Raw genomic sequence first — 16,380 nt, 5'->3', positions numbered from 1 at the left:
AAACACTAAAAATATACAACAAGACATTATTTTTCAATAACTTATAAATATTAAATCTTATATTTACAAAAATTAGAGTAATTCATCTGGTCTGAACAGAACATAGTGGGCTTTGGGAGCATTGTATCGACAACTCACCTCGGGTAGCCTGCTCAACCATTGGTCAAATCATCTAATTTACATTGCGATATCTCCCCCTGTATTTCGCAATAAAATAGACAGGACGTTAATGGACATGACTCCCAATCCTAGAAACCTAACTCGCTTGTGATGCTTTCACCTTCTCGCGAGCATTACTGCTCAATAAACCCAATTTCAAACTGGTTGCTTAACTTCAACAACCTGACTTTTCGGCTGCGTTTGCTCAAGTCTGTTTCAGATTTATTTTCTATCCAATTCAAAGCGCCGCCTCTAAATAAGACATCGCCCTCAGTGATTTCAAGTGGAGACTCATAATGAGCCAACCCGAAACAAACACCCCTGAATCAGTCGACGACACTCGACTGAATAAACGCCTTAAAGACATGCCAATTGCTATCGTTGGTATGGCAAGCATGTTTGCAAACTCTCGCTACCTAAACAAATTCTGGGATTTGATCAGCGAAAAGATTGATGCCATTACCGAAGTGCCAGAGACTCACTGGCGTCCAGAAGATTACTACGATTCAGATCGTACTGCGCCAGACAAGTCTTATTGTAAGCGCGGTGGTTTCATCCCTGAAGTGGACTTCAACCCAATGGAGTTCGGCCTTCCGCCAAACATTCTAGAACTGACTGATACGTCACAGTTGCTTTCTCTGATCGTGGCAAAAGAAGTTCTTGAAGATGCCAAGCTGCCTGAAGGCTACGATCGCGATAAGATCGGTATCACGCTAGGTGTTGGTGGCGGTCAGAAGATCGCTCAAAGCCTAAATGCCCGTCTGCAATACCCTGTTTTGAAAAAAGTATTCAAGAGCAGCGGCATCAACGACGAAGACAGCGAAATGCTGATCAAAAAATTCCAAGACCAATACATCCACTGGGAAGAGAACTCATTCCCTGGTTCATTGGGTAACGTAATTTCAGGTCGTATTGCTAACCGCTTTGACCTTGGCGGCATTAACTGTGTGGTAGATGCTGCGTGTGCAGGTTCTCTAGCCGCAATGCGTATGGCTCTTAGTGAGCTGGTTGAAGGCCGCAGTGAAATGATGATCACAGGTGGTGTGTGTACTGATAACTCGCCAACCATGTACATGAGCTTCTCTAAAACGCCAGCATTTACCACTAATGAAACCATTCAACCTTTCGACATCGATTCAAAAGGCATGATGATTGGTGAAGGCATCGGCATGGTTGCTCTTAAGCGTCTTGAAGATGCAGAGCGTGACGGCGACAGAATCTACTCAGTAATTAAAGGTGTCGGTTCTTCTTCGGACGGTAAGTTCAAGAGTATCTACGCGCCTCGTCCTGAAGGACAAGCAAAAGCACTAAAACGCGCTTACGATGATGCGGGTTTCGCACCGCACACGCTTGGCCTTTTAGAAGCACACGGCACAGGTACAGCAGCAGGCGATGTTGCTGAATTCGGTGGCTTAAACTCAGTATTCAGTGAGAACAATGAAGAGAAGCAACACATTGCGTTAGGCTCTGTGAAATCTCAAATTGGTCACACTAAATCAACTGCAGGTACTGCAGGTCTAATTAAAGCTGCATTAGCACTGCACCACAAAGTACTGCCGCCAACGATCAACGTATCGGCTCCGAATCCTAAGTTGGATATCGAGAACTCACCGTTCTACCTAAACACACAAACGCGTCCTTGGATGAAACGTGTCGACGGCACACCGCGCCGTGCAGGTATCAGCTCATTCGGTTTTGGTGGCACTAACTTCCACGTTGTATTAGAAGAGTACACGCCAGAGCACGCTCGCGGTGATAAATACCGTCAGCGCCAAGTGCCGCAAACTCTGTTATTCAGCGCAGAGTCTCGTCAAGCACTGATCAATGAACTAAAACAGGTTTCAACTCAAGCGGCAGGTGCTGCGTTCAAACTGGAAGCGCTTGCTGAGCAACACGCTCTACGCGAAGTTGACGCTAAGCATGCTCGTATTGGTTTAGTCGTGACTGACCAAGCAGACCTTCAAGCGCAACTGACTCAAGCGGTTTCTATGCTTGAAAGCCAAACCAAAGCACATTGGCAGATGCCAAACGGTACTAGCTACCGTGAGTCGGCACTGATTGCTGAAAATGGTGCAGGTAAAGTGGCAGCGCTATTTGCAGGTCAAGGTTCGCAATACTTAAACATGGGTCGCGAGCTTGCTTGTCATTACCCAGAAATGCGCCAACAGCTTGCTCAAGCGGATCAAGTATTTGGTCAGCACAAAAAAACGGCTCTATCGCAAATTCTGTTCCCAATTCCAACGTTCACACCAGAAGCAACCAAAGCTCAAGAAGCGGTGTTAACCAACACGGCCAATGCTCAAAGTGCGATTGGTACTGTGTCTATGGGTCAGTTCGACATCATGACTCAAGCTGGCTTCAAAGCTGACATGGTCGCAGGCCACAGCTTTGGTGAGCTAAGTGCACTATGCGCATCGGGTGTTATCTCGCAGGACGATTACTACCAGCTAGCTTTCGCTCGTGGCGATGCTATGGCTGCAACACCTGAACAAGGTGATAGCGGTACTATGTTTGCGGTCATCTTAGACGCAGACAAACTTCCAGCCGTTGAAAGCTGCATCAGCCAATTCGAAGGCGTGAGCATTGCCAACTACAACGCTCCGACTCAACTGGTTATTGCAGGTCCAACTGCGACGGTTCAACAAGCAGCACAAGCGCTAACAGAACAAGGCTTCAAAGCGATTGCTCTGCCAGTGTCTGGTGCTTTCCACACACCACTTGTTGCTCACGCTCAAAAACCATTTGCTTCTGCAATTGATAAAGCTTCGTTCAGTACTCCAACGCTGCCGCTTTACTCAAACGCAACAGGCAAACTGCACAGCAAAGACGCTAAAGCGATTAAGAAAGCATTCAAACAGCACATGTTGCAATCGGTTCGTTTCAGCGAGCAAATTGAAGCGATGTATGAAGCAGGCGCGCGCGTATTCGTTGAGTTCGGTCCGAAAAACATTCTTCAAAAGCTGGTTGAGAAAACATTGGCTGATAAGAACGAAGAGCTTTACGCAATCAGCATCAACCCAAGCCCTAAAGGCGACAGTGACCAACAGCTTCGTTTAGCTGCAGTTCAACTGTGCGTGGCAGGTGTTTCATTAGACAACATTGACCCTTACCAAGCTGACATTGCTGAACCTGCAAAGGCATCACCAATGAACATCAAGCTGAATGCAACCAACTACATCAGCCCTGCTACTCGTAAGAAAATGGATCAATCATTGGCTTCGGGCAACGTCACCGAAAAGACTGAGATTGTTGAAGTGAAAGTTGAAGTCGAGAAAATCGTGGAAAAAGAAGTGATTAAAACAGAAATCGTTGAAGTGCCTGTGGCTGCTCCTCAAGCTTCAAATGTACAACAGTCAACTGCTCCAGCACCAAGTGTACAAGTAGTAACAGCAGCTCAGCAGCCACAAGTGGCGCAACCTGCACCAGCGACTATTCAGCCAGCAGCTCAAGTAACAGTTGATGAATCTTCACTGCAATCGTTCTTCAATGCTCAACAACAAGCAGCAGAAGTACATCAGCAATTCTTGGCGATTCCTCAGCAATACGGTGACACATTCAACACCCTAATGTCTGAGCAAGCGAAAATGGCAACAGCAGGCGTAGCAATTCCTGAGAACCTACAGCGTTCTATGGAGATGTTCCACCAGCACCAAGCTGAGACGCTAAAAGCGCACGCTCATTACCTAGAAATGCAAGCGCACAGCAACAACTCAGCACTTAATATGCTGACGCAAGGTTCAGTACAAACGGCACAACCCACCTTCGTTGCGCCAGTAAATACTCAGCCAGCGATTCAAGCTCCAACTACTCCAGCAGCTATCGTTCAAGAGCCTGTAGCTCAAGTACAAGCGACTCCTGTACAAGCCGCGCCAGTTCAAGCTCAGTCTGTTCAAGTTACGCCAGTACAGAAAGCAGCTCCTGCACCACAAGTAGCGGCTCAAGCGGCAGCGCCTGTTGCAGCTCAGCCTTTGCCAGTAAAAGCACAACCAGCTCCTGTGGCTGCACCAGTAGCAGTACAATCAGCCGATGCTGAAAAAGTGATGCTAGAAGTGGTCGCCGAGAAAACGGGTTACCCAACGGAAATGCTTGATCTAGAAATGGACATGGAAGCTGACCTTGGTATCGACTCAATCAAGCGCGTAGAGATCCTTGGTACCGTTCAAGACGAAATGCCAAACCTACCTGAGCTGAACCCTGAAGATTTAGCTGAGTGTCGTACTCTTGGTGAAATCGTCGAGTACATGAACAGTAAAAGCATGAACAGCAAGATGCCAGCATCAGCGCCTGTGGCAGCACAGCCAAGCGCAACTGCTCCTGTTCAAGCCGCTAACGGTCTTGATGCGAAAGTCGTTCAACTAACCATGCTAGAAGTGGTTGCTGAGAAGACAGGTTACCCAACGGAAATGCTTGATCTAGAAATGGATATGGAAGCAGACCTTGGCATCGACTCAATCAAGCGTGTTGAGATTCTTGGTACGGTTCAAGATGAGCTGCCTACTCTTCCAGAGCTAAACCCTGAAGACTTAGCTGAGTGTCGCACTCTTGGCGAAATCGTTGCCTACATGAACAGCAAGCTTCCGGCTTCTGCTCCTGCGCCTTCACTAGCACCAGCCGTTGCTCCGGCAACAGCTAGCAATGGTCTAGATGCGGCTGTCGTTCAAAAAACCATGTTAGAAGTGGTAGCAGAGAAGACGGGCTATCCGACTGAAATGCTAGACCTAGCAATGGATATGGAAGCTGACCTTGGTATCGATTCAATCAAGCGTGTTGAGATTCTTGGTACGGTTCAAGATGAACTACCGACTCTTCCAGAACTAAACCCTGAAGACTTAGCTGAATGTCGCACTCTAGGCGAAATTGTTGACTACATGAACAGTAAGCTTCCAGCTTCTGCTCCAGTAGCAGCTCAAGTATCAGCACCAGTGCAAGCAGTATCAAACGGTTTAAACGCAGAACAAGTTCAAAGCACAATGTTGAGCGTAGTAGCGGATAAAACGGGCTACCCAACAGAAATGCTAGACCTAGCAATGGACATGGAAGCAGACCTTGGCATCGACTCAATCAAACGTGTTGAGATCCTTGGAACAGTTCAAGACCAGCTACCAACATTGCCAGAGCTGAATCCTGAAGACCTAGCTGAGTGTCGTACTCTGGGTGAGATTGTTGATTACATGAACAGCAAGTTAGCTCCTAGTTCGGAAGCAGCGGCAGTAGCTCCTGCTGCAGAAGTAGAGGCAATTGTAGAAAGCGCGAGCAACGACCTAAACCCTGCTCACGTTCAATCAACAATGATGGAAGTGGTTGCCGACAAAACAGGTTACCCAGCAGAAATGCTCGACCTAGCGATGGACATGGAAGCAGACCTTGGTATCGATTCGATTAAACGCGTTGAGATCTTGGGTACGGTTCAAGACCAGCTACCAACGCTGCCAGAGCTAAACCCTGAAGACCTAGCTGAGTGTCGTACGCTTGGTGAAATAGTTACCTACATGCAAAGCAAGCTATCCGCTGCTGCACCCGTAGCGACTCCAAAAACTGAATCGGTAACACCTATCGCAGAAACAGCGACAGCGGAACTTCCTCCACACAATGAGGTGGCGCTAAAAAAGCTACCAGCGGCAGATAAACTCGTCGATTGTTTCTCAAAAGACGCTTGTGTCGTGATCACAGATGATGGTCACAACGCCGGTGTTCTAGCAGAAAAGTTGACCGCTAACGGCATTCAAGTTGCTGTAGTGCGTAGTGCTCTTTCTGCCGCATCACCTTTAAACAGTGAAATCGCAAGCTACACACTCAACAGCGTCGATGATGCGGGTGTGACTGCGGTGATCAACGACATCGAAGCAGATCTTAAAACGTCGAACAAAGTGATTGCTGGCTTCATTCATTTACAAGCTATCGTTGATGCTAAACAAAGCAACGAGCAAGCGGTTAACTTGAATGCAGACTCAAGAGCTTCACTGACGACAGCGTTCTTATTCGCCAAGCACCTAAATGGCCAACTGAATGCCGTTTCTGGTCGTAGCGTATTCTTCACACTAAGCCGTATCGACGGTGGCTTTGGTTACCTAGATACTAAGCAACTAGCGAATGCGGAACTTAACCAAGCAGCGTTGTCTGGTCTAACTAAGACACTGAGCCATGAATGGTCAAACGTGTTCTGCCGTGCATTGGATGCTGACGCTTCTATTGATGCTCGTCACCTAGCTGAAGCTATCACAGGCGAACTGTTCGATATCGATACCAACACGGTTGAAATCGGCCTTAGCCATTCAGAAAACGGTGAATCTGGTCGTGCAACATTGATTGCTACAACACCAGGTGCTGCACAAACTAAAAACACAGGCGCTCAACTCACCAAGAGCGATAAAGTTCTGGTAACTGGTGGCGCTAAAGGCGTGACGTTTGAATGTGCACTGACGCTTGCTAAGCAATGTAAGTCTCATTTCATTCTTGCAGGTCGTAGTAAGCATATTACTTCAGCTGAGCTACCTCAGTGGGCACAAGGTAAGCAAGAGAAAGAGCTAAAACCAGCGGCTATCGCTCACCTACAAGCAACAGGTGACAAACCAACGCCTAAGAAAGTTGATACCTTGCTAAAACCGGTATTGAGCAGCCTTGAGATCAACGGAGCACTTGCCGCTTTCAACGAGATTGGCGCGAGCGCTGAATACCTAAGCCTAGATGTGTCGAACCATGAGTCAGTAGCAAAAACACTGGCAAACTTCGAAGGCATCACCGGTCTTATCCACGGTGCAGGTGTACTGGCTGACAAGCATATTCAAGACAAAACGCTTGATGAACTGAACATGGTTTACGGCACCAAAGTGGGCGGACTAGAAGCGGTTCTGGGTGGTCTTGATAGCAGCAAGCTAAAACTGATTGCGATGTTCTCTTCGGCGGCGGGTTTCTACGGAAACACAGGCCAAAGCGATTACTCGATGTCTAACGAAATCCTAAACAAAGCGGCTCTGCAATTGTCTGCTCGTAATCCTCAAGCGAAAGTGATGAGCTTCAACTGGGGACCGTGGGACGGTGGCATGGTAAACGCAGCACTGAAACGTATGTTTACAGAGCGCGGTGTGTACGTAATTCCTCTTCAGGCGGGGGCAGAGCTATTTAGTTCTCAACTACGGAACGAAACTGGCATTCAACTGCTGGTTGGTACGAGCATGCAAGGTTCTGACAACAAGGAAGCTGCTGTAAAAAAGCTTAATGCGGAGTCTGTGCATCTTGCAAAGAGTCCGCTGAATACAAGCATCACTGTGACACGTCATCTTGATCCAAAGGCATTGCCTTTCATTCAAGATCACTGCATTGCCGGTAACCCAGTGTTACCGACAGTGTGTGCCATCCAATGGATGCGTGAAGTCGCAGAGCAACTGTTAGGGGTGAACGTTAGCATTCACAACTACAAACTGCTGAAAGGTGTGATTTTTGATACCGATGAAGTGCAAGAGCTGAAACTGGTTCTTTCTTCTGACGCTAAATCAAAAGATCAGCTAAAAGCAGTGATCAGTTGCCAAGGGCGACCACAGTATCAAGCTCAGTTGCAAGTTGCCTCAGTGCAAATGTCTGAAGATGTTCAACAAGCGTCAGTAAAACGCTTTGAGGCCAACACTTCAGCAGCTGTAACAACGGCACAAGCTCTATACAGTGACGGCACTCTGTTTCATGGACCAAGATTGCAAGGTATTACCTCAGTCGAACGCTTTGACGACTTAGGTTTATTGGCTCAATGCCAGTTGCCTCAGATTGAAAACAGCGACTGCGGAGCATTTATTCCCAAGCAAGGCTTTGGCGATAGCCAGCCATTTGCTGAAGATTATCTGTTGCAAGCCATGTTGGTATGGGCTCGATTGAAATACGGCGCGGCAAGCCTACCGTCTGCAATCGGTGAGTTTATTTGTTACGCACCGATGCACAATGGTGACCAAGGTTGGCTAGAGCTGAGCGTAATAAAAAGCACGGCTCGTTCGCTGCAAGCTGATATCTCGCTTTACCACCAAGATGGTCGTTTAAGCGCAGTAATGAAAGGTGCAAAAGTCACCATCAGCAAGAGCTTAAACGACGCATTTTTGCCGAAGTCTAGCTCAGCAGTATCGAAAAAAGAGGCGACTAAGAACGCAGAAAAGGAGCAATTGTCATAGTGACTGTTCCTACTAATAAAGCGATGCCATTGCGCATCGCTCTTTTAGCTCAGCCAGCAAACGCGGCTGAGCTTTCTGCCGACTTATTCCCCTCGTTCCCAGACATGATAACTGTTGTCGTTGATGGCAATTTTAATCAAGCACTTAGCCGTGCGATTGAGACTGTAAATCAAGGCACTGCTGTTAAACTCTGTTTGGATTCTCACTCACCATCATTGTTGATGTTAAGTACGCTGAATGCTGCTCAGAATAAGATTCACCCACACGCGAATTTAGCGGGCTTTGCCGAAACTCTCGATCTAAAGAATGGAGATAGCGTTCAGCTTGCTCTAGAGATGTCACGCCGCCCCGCTTCAGATTTAAGCCATCAACAACAATACTCCACGATCTCTGCTTCGCAGCAGTTTGATGAATTGTTGAATATGGTTAATGGGATATCAAGCCGTTCATTGCCGAGCCATTCATTACCTAACCATTACTGGTTCACTGAGCCGAACAAAGCACGTGTTGCTTCATTGACCTTCAATGACGATAGCCGAAACACCACCAGCCTGATACTGACTCAAGCAACCGGTTTGCACGAACCAAAGCCATTGCTATCGAGCGAGCGTTTGATGTTTGTGGTTTCTGGCAATAACCAAGCTGAATTAGTTTCTCAGTTGACCTCACTAAGAGCTGAGCTTAAATGCGTTAACGAATCGGCAGACCGTGAACTTGCTATCGCTACCTTAATGCATTCAAACCTGGGTCACTTCCAAAGCGTTCAGCACAATGCTGGCCGTGGTGCGAACATCGTGATTCAAGCCGCTTCAATCGAGGCTGCAATACAAGAGAGCACTGCGCTAGAAAATGCGTTGCCAAAAGTAATGGCTGACAATAGCCAATACAAAACCCCAGCGGGCAGTTGTTTCTCACCGATGCCTCAAAGCAAAGGTGGCGTTGCATTTGTTTACCCTGGTGTTGGCACGGTTTATCCCGGTATGTTGCGCGAGTTTCACCACCATTTCCCACAGTTATTTGCTCGTTTAGAACGTGAAGGTAACTTGAAAGAGATGCTGCAGGCTGACAAAACCTACGCTGAAGACTCGCAAGAAATGTCGCTCAGTGAGCTGGCAATTGCAGGTGTGGGCAGTAGTTATCTGTTAACACAACTGCTATGTGATGAATTCAAAGTGCAGCCAGATTTCGCTTTGGGTTACTCCAAGGGTGAAGCTTCAATGTGGGCCAGCTTAAATGTTTGGAAAAATCCACATGCGCTGATCGAGATGACTCAAACCAGTCCTATCTTCACCACGGCTATTTCTGGTGAACTCACCGCAGTGCGTCAAGATTGGCAGTTGAACGGCGACGAAAACATCCAATGGAACAGCTTTGTGGTTCGCAGCGATGCACAAGCGATTGAGGCACTGTTACCAGAGTTTCCGCGCGCTTATCTCGCTATCATCCAAGGTGACACTTGCGTACTGGCAGGTTGTGAAAGTACCTGTCGTGCATTGCTCAAAAAACTAGGTAAACGTGGCATTGCCGCGAATCGTGTTACTGCAATGCACACCACGCCAGCGTTGAGCCAGCGTAGCCAAGTGCAGGAGTTTTACACTCAACCACTGTTCGACGAGTTGCCAAAGCATATCCGCTTTATCAGCGCAGCAGGTCTACCGACTGGCGCACCAATCAATATAGACAGCGACAGCATCGCCCTTTCGATTGCCGACACCTTCTGTTCAACGCTGGATTTCACCGCGTTGATCCAGAGTGCGCGTCAACAAGGTGCTCGTCTGTTTGTCGAAGTAGGTGCCGATCGTCAAACCAGCACATTGATCGACAAGATCAATCGTAGCGACGACGTAGCCGATCAGTACTGCACAATCGCTTCCAATGCCAAAGGCGGTGACGATGTTGTCACGCTCATCAAATGCATTGGTCAGCTCATTACTCATCAAATTCCATTGTCTGTCGAGCCACTAATTCAAGGGCTAGAACAACAGATCACCGCCGCTAAGCAATTAAGTGGTGTATCTCAAGGCAGCGCAGTGAATCATCAAGGAGAGCTAGTATGAGTTCTCAATCGAAACCATCTCAATATAAATATCAGGCTCAAAACAAACAGCAAGTGAAGTGCAATAAGATCGCGATTGTCGGTATTGCGAACCAATACCCAGAAGCTGATACGCCAAAAGACTTTTGGCAAAACTTGCTGAATAAAAAAGATTCGCGAACCACATTAAGCGCTGAAAAGTTAGGTGCTAAACCTGAAAGCTATCAGGGCGTTCAAGGTGAGTCAGACCGCTTTTACTGTGATAAAGGCGGCTACATCGAAAACTTCAATTTCGACAGCAATGGCTACCGCTTAACGGCAGAGTCATTTAACGGCGTAGATCAAAGCTTCCTATGGGCTTTGGACACAAGTCGTAAGGCGTTAGTCGACGCAGGCATTAATTTAAATGCCGATATTTTAGAACGCACAGGCGTGATCATGGGTGCCCTTTCGTTCCCAACCACACGCTCAAACGACCTGTTTCTGCCGATGTATCACTCGGTGGTCGAGAAAGCACTACAAGCGAAATTGGCAAATGACCAGTTTTCACTGCTACCAACCAATGAAACCGCGCAAGACCTCAACCCGATCAACGGTGCGGCAGCACACAACGCCTCGAAATTAGTGGCTGATGCATTGGGTTTAGGCAACGTGCAACTTAGCCTAGATGCCGCATGTGCAAGCTCAGTGTATTCATTGAAGTTAGCGTGTGATTACTTGAACACGGGCAAAGCCGACATGATGTTGGCGGGCGCGGTATCCGGTGCTGACCCATTCTTCATCAACATGGGTTTCTCAATCTTCCACGCTTACCCTGACCACGGTGTGTCGGTTCCGTTTGATAGCAACAGTAAAGGTCTGTTTGCTGGCGAAGGTGCCGGTGTTTTAGTCCTAAAACGCTTAGCTGATGCAGAGCGTGATGGCGATAATATTTACGCAGTTGTCAGCGGTATTGGCTTGTCGAACGATGGCCGTGGCCAGTTCGTATTAAGCCCAAATAGCAAAGGACAAGTACAAGCCTTTGAACGCGCTTACGAGGCATCAAACCTAACACCAGACAGCATTGAAGTGATTGAATGTCACGCAACCGGCACACCATTAGGTGACAAGGTTGAGTTAACCTCAATGGAGCGTTTCTTTGCTGACAAACTGAATGGTTCTAACCCGCCATTGATTGGCTCTGCGAAATCAAACCTCGGCCACTTACTGACTGCGGCGGGTATGCCGGGGATCATGAAGATGATCTTTGCGATGAAAGAAGGCGTGCTTCCGCCAAGTATTAACTTAGACAAGCCACTATCATCGCCTGAAGGTTTATTTGGATCACAGACTCTGCCAACACAGGTTCAACCTTGGCCAAGTAAAGCGGGCAACCCAGAGCGCTGTGCGGGTGTTTCTGTATTTGGTTTCGGTGGTTGTAATGCTCACTTACTGCTTGAAGCGTATTCAGACACCAGTCATGTAAACCAGACTCAAGAATCGGTTTCTCCAAGCCTACAACCGTCTAATTTAAGCATTACTGGTCTAGCGTCTCACTTCGGTTCTCTGCAAAGCATCAATGCGCTAAGCACTGCGATTGAGACCAATAACGATGCTTTCATTGCTTTGCCTAAGAAACGCTGGAAAGGCTTAGACCAACATCCAGAACTACTGAATCAGTTTGGTTTACATGGTATTCCAAACGGAGCCTACATCGATCAATTCGATCTCGATTTCCTACGTTTTAAAGTGCCGCCGAATGAAGATGACCGTTTGATCTCTCAGCAGTTGCTACTGATGAAAGTTGCAGACGAAGCGATCAAAGACGCCAAGCTTGTAGCAGGCCAAAAGGTTGCAGTACTCGTTGCGATGGAAACAGAGCTTGAGATGCACCAATTCCGTGGACGCGTAAACCTGCATAGCCAATTGGCTGACAGCTTTGCCAACATGGGTATCGAACTAACTCAAGACGAATACCAAGTGCTAGAAACCATCGCGATGGACAGTGTAATGGACGCAGCCAAGCTGAACCAATACACCAGTTTCATCGGTAACATCATGGCTTCGCGTATCTCTTCATTGTGGGACTTTAACGGCCCTGCCTTTACGATTTCAGCCGCTGAACAATCAGTTGCACGTTGTATCGATGTCGCGCAAAACCTAATGTCGCAAGAATCAATGGACGCAGTCGTGATTGCAGCCGTTGACCTAAGCGGCAGTGCAGAGCATGTGATTCTGAAGAACAGCGTCAGCCCAGTGTCACTTGCTCCAAAATTCGGACAACCGCAAGACGGCAGTTGGAATGTGGGCGAAGGCGCAGGTGCAATTGTTCTTGTTGAAGAAAGCCGAGTAGCGCGCAACCAAGATACGGCTTACGGCAGCATCAACGCATTGGCCTTTGGTTCAAGCGAGAATAACAACGCCGTGGCTGATAAGTTATTGACTCAAGTCGGTATGAGCTCGAACGATGTTTCTCTGCTTGAGCTTAACCATGCACCAGAGTCTTCATCTCATCAGTTTTCATCACATCAGTCTTCGCCTCTAAGTTTAGCGAGCACAAAGACGACTCAAGCAAGTCAACGTGTTGGTCACTGCTCTGCTGCTTCTGGCATGGCGAGCCTGCTACACGGTCTGATCAATCTGAACCTTGAGTCTCTGAATCCGAATGTCAGTTCTAAGAGCGCGATTGTTGCCAACATCAGCGAAGGACAATGTTCACAGCTGCTACTAAGCCAATCGAGTGTTGAATCTCAATCACTATCGGTTCGTTTAAGTAGTGAACTGGCGAGTGATGCTAAACGTCAATTGGTTAAGCAAGTGACTCTTGGTGGTCGCGATATTTATCAACATATTGCCCAAACCCCAGTGACCAACTTGGCAACGATTCAACAGAAAGCTTCTGGTAAACAAGCGGCAAGAGTGGCGTCAGTTCCAACGACAGCAAGCATTCAAGCTGCCCTTGCGCAAAAAGAGTTAGAGAAGAAAGCATTAGCGCAAAACGCGCTAGAGCCAGTCATCGAAACTCCTACATCAGTATCCCCTACTCTGGCGTCAACTCGCCACAGTCAGCTAACAGGTAACCACAGCAATATGACTCATGTCCTATCCGCTAAAAATGGCGTATCGAATATCGACGCTAATACGGATGCAGCATCACAGCCGTCTGTAACACCACACAATCAAGCTTTTGCTCAAAATCAGCAAGCAGCGCAGCAAGTACACAAAGCATTCTTGCACACTCGTGCCCAAGGCATGCAGATGGCTGATGCACTATTAAAAGCACAGCTAAACGCAGTTACGTCTGGTTTAGATAGCTCAAGTTTAGAGAGCAATGCCATTTCTCAACAAACGAATAGTCAACAAACGACTGGTCAGCAAACATCAGCTCAGCCTGTTCAAGCTCAACCAACTCAGGTTCAGTCAACACCAGTCAACGTACTTGCGACGCCAGCACCAGTAAAACCTATCCGTAAGCCATGTATCTGGGATTACGATGATCTGGTTGAATACGCGGAAGGCGACATCGCTAACGTATTTGGTCCTGATTACGCGATCATCGATAGCTACTCGCGCCGCGTTCGCTTGCCAACCACCGACTACCTATTGGTATCTCGTGTAACCAAGCTCAACGCGACAGTGAACGAGTACAAGCCAAGCACAATGACTACCGAATACGACATCCCAGTTGATGCACCGTATCTTGTTGATGGTCAGATCCCTTGGGCTGTAGCGGTAGAATCTGGTCAGTGTGACCTAATGCTGATCAGCTACCTAGGTATCGATTTTGAAAACAAAGGCGAACGTGTTTATCGCCTGCTTGATTGTACGCTTACCTTCCTTGGCGACTTGCCTCGTGGTGGCGATACGCTGCGTTACGATATCTCAATCAACAACTTTGCTCGCAATGGCGACACGCTGCTGTTCTTCTTCTCGTACGAGTGTTTCGTTGGCGACAAGATGATCCTGAAAATGGATAACGGTTGTGCAGGTTTCTTCACCGACGAAGAGCTAGCAGACGGCAAGGGTGTGATTCACACTGAAGATGAAATCAAGGCGCGTAAGCTGGCAACTAAGCAACGCTTCGACCCTATGTTGCACTGCCCTAAAACTCAGTTTAACCACCAAGAATTGCGCCACCTGCTGACTGCAAACATCGCTGAGTGTTTTGGCCCAACTCACCAATCTAATCGCCACCAGCCTTCTTTATGCTTCAGCTCAGAGAAGTTCATGATGATCGAAAAGGTTAGCCGTGTTGAACCACAAGGTGGCACATGGGGACTTGGTCTGATTGAAGGTCATAAGCAGCTAGAGCCTGAGCACTGGTACTTCCCTTGTCACTTCAAAGATGACTCAGTAATGGCTGGTTCTTTGATGGCAGAAGGTTGTGGTCAACTGCTTCAGTTCTTCATGGTGCACCTTGGCATGCACACGCTTGTTCAAAATGGGCGTTTCCAACCGCTTGAAAATGCCCCTCAACAAGTACGTTGTCGTGGACAAGTGCTACCACAATCGGCAGAGCTGACTTACCGCATGGAAGTGACTGAGATTGGTCTAAGCCCTCGCCCATACGCGAAAGCTAACATCGATATTTTGCTGAACGGCAAAGTGATTGTTGATTTCCAAAACTTGGGTGTGATGATCAAAGAAGATGACGAATGTACTCGTTACCTACCTTCTTTAGAAACAGCTGTCGCGACCCCTGTTATCGAAAACTTGGACCATAAAAGCTTGGGCCATACACCAGCAGTGAACCAACAAGCTTCAGAAAATGCGCCACTGATGGCGCAAATTGAAGATCTAGAAACTGCGCCAAATAAAGGTGTGGTTCCTCTTCAACACGTTGAAGCTCCGGTGACTCCTGATTACCCAAACCGCACACCCGATACGGTCCCGTTCACGCCATACCATATGTTCGAATTCGCAACCGGCGATATCGAGAAATGTTTCGGTCCTGATTTCTCTATCTACCGTGGCATGATCCCACCACGTACTCCGTGTGGCGACCTACAGCTAACTACTCGTGTTGTTGAGATCGACGGTAAGCGTGGCGACTTCAAGAAGCCTTCATCGTGTATCGCAGAGTACGAAGTGCCAGAAAATGCATGGTACTTTGATGAAAATAGCCACCAGACCTTAATGCCTTACTCGGTATTGATGGAGATTTCACTGCAGCCAAATGGCTTCATCTCAGGCTACATGGGTACAACACTGGGCTTCCCAGGTGAAGAACTGTTTTTCCGCAACCTAGATGGTAGCGGCAAAATGCTGCGTAACGTCGACTTGCGTGGCAAAACGATCACCAACGATTCTCGTCTACTTTCAACAGTAATGATGGGCACCAACATCGTACAGAGCTTCAGCTTCGAACTGAGCACTGACGGCGTGCCTTTCTACCAAGGTACAGCGGTATTTGGTTACTTCAAAGGCGCAGCACTGAAAGACCAACTTGGTTTGGACAACGGTAAAGTGACTCACCCTTGGCACGTTGATAACAACCGCACACCGGATGTAAACATCAACCTGCTAGACAAAACGACGCGTTACTTCAATGCACCTATTTCTGCTACGGGTGAAGTGCAAGAGCACTACCAACTGGCTGGCGGCCGCTTGAACTTTATCGATACTGTGCAGATCACCAGCGATGGTGGTAAAGATGGCCTAGGTTACCTATACGCAGAGCGTACGATTGACCCGAGCGATTGGTTCTTCCAGTTCCACTTCCATCAAGATCCGGTAATGCCAGGTTCTCTAGGTGTCGAAGCGATCATCGAGCTGATGCAAACCTACGCACTTAATAAAGATTTAGGCGCTGGCTTCCGCAATCCGAAGTTTGGTCAAATCCAATCTGAAGTGAAATGGAAATACCGTGGTCAGATTAACCCTCTGAACAAGCAGATGTCTCTGGATGTACACATCACTGCGATCAAAGACGAAGACGGCAAACGTATCATCGTTGGCGACGCAAACCTGAGCAAAGATGGTCTGCGTATTTACGAAGTGAAAGACATCGCGATTTCTATCGAAGAAGCCCCTGCTATCGATAAAGCATAAGCCGCC

3 protein-coding genes are annotated in these 16,380 nt (G+C 47.7%); all 3 read left to right on the top strand.

Translation table 11 applies throughout. The annotated features are described in order from the left end of the window. Positions 1 to 455: 455 nt before the first annotated feature. Genes OCV39_RS04250 through OCV39_RS04240 form a run of 3 tightly spaced genes read left to right on the top strand, consistent with a single transcriptional unit; the run spans position 456 to position 16,374 of the window. Positions 456 to 8,309, top strand: coding sequence for a type I polyketide synthase (locus tag OCV39_RS04250; RefSeq protein WP_261889083.1), 7,854 nt, complete (start codon positions 456 to 458; stop codon positions 8,307 to 8,309). After that, positions 8,309 to 10,366 (top strand): PfaB family protein, encoded by a 2,058-nt coding sequence (locus OCV39_RS04245; protein WP_261889082.1) that lies wholly within the window; start codon positions 8,309 to 8,311, stop codon positions 10,364 to 10,366. The genes OCV39_RS04250 and OCV39_RS04245 overlap by 1 nt, the downstream gene beginning before the upstream one ends. Beyond that, on the top strand, positions 10,363 to 16,374 hold the full coding sequence (locus tag OCV39_RS04240) for a hotdog fold thioesterase (RefSeq protein ID WP_261889081.1): 6,012 nt from the start codon (positions 10,363 to 10,365) through the stop codon (positions 16,372 to 16,374). Before OCV39_RS04245 ends, OCV39_RS04240 begins: the two co-directional genes overlap by 4 nt. Positions 16,375 to 16,380 lie beyond the last annotated feature (6 nt).

Origin of the sequence: Vibrio cortegadensis (assembly GCF_024347395.1) — a bacterium.
In the GTDB taxonomy this organism is placed as follows: Bacteria; Pseudomonadota; Gammaproteobacteria; order Enterobacterales; family Vibrionaceae; genus Vibrio; species Vibrio cortegadensis.
The sequence above is the reverse complement of the archived record's forward strand: the minus strand, read 5'-3'. Positions and strand labels throughout refer to the sequence as shown.

What these genes read in the sequence shown, in the direction of transcription:
- OCV39_RS04250 (WP_261889083.1), top strand. Translation starts at nt 456, where the DNA reads ATGAGCCAACCCGAAACAAACACCCCTGAATCAGTCGACGACACTCGA.
- OCV39_RS04240 (WP_261889081.1), top strand. Translation starts at nt 10,363, where the DNA reads ATGAGTTCTCAATCGAAACCATCTCAATATAAATATCAGGCTCAAAAC.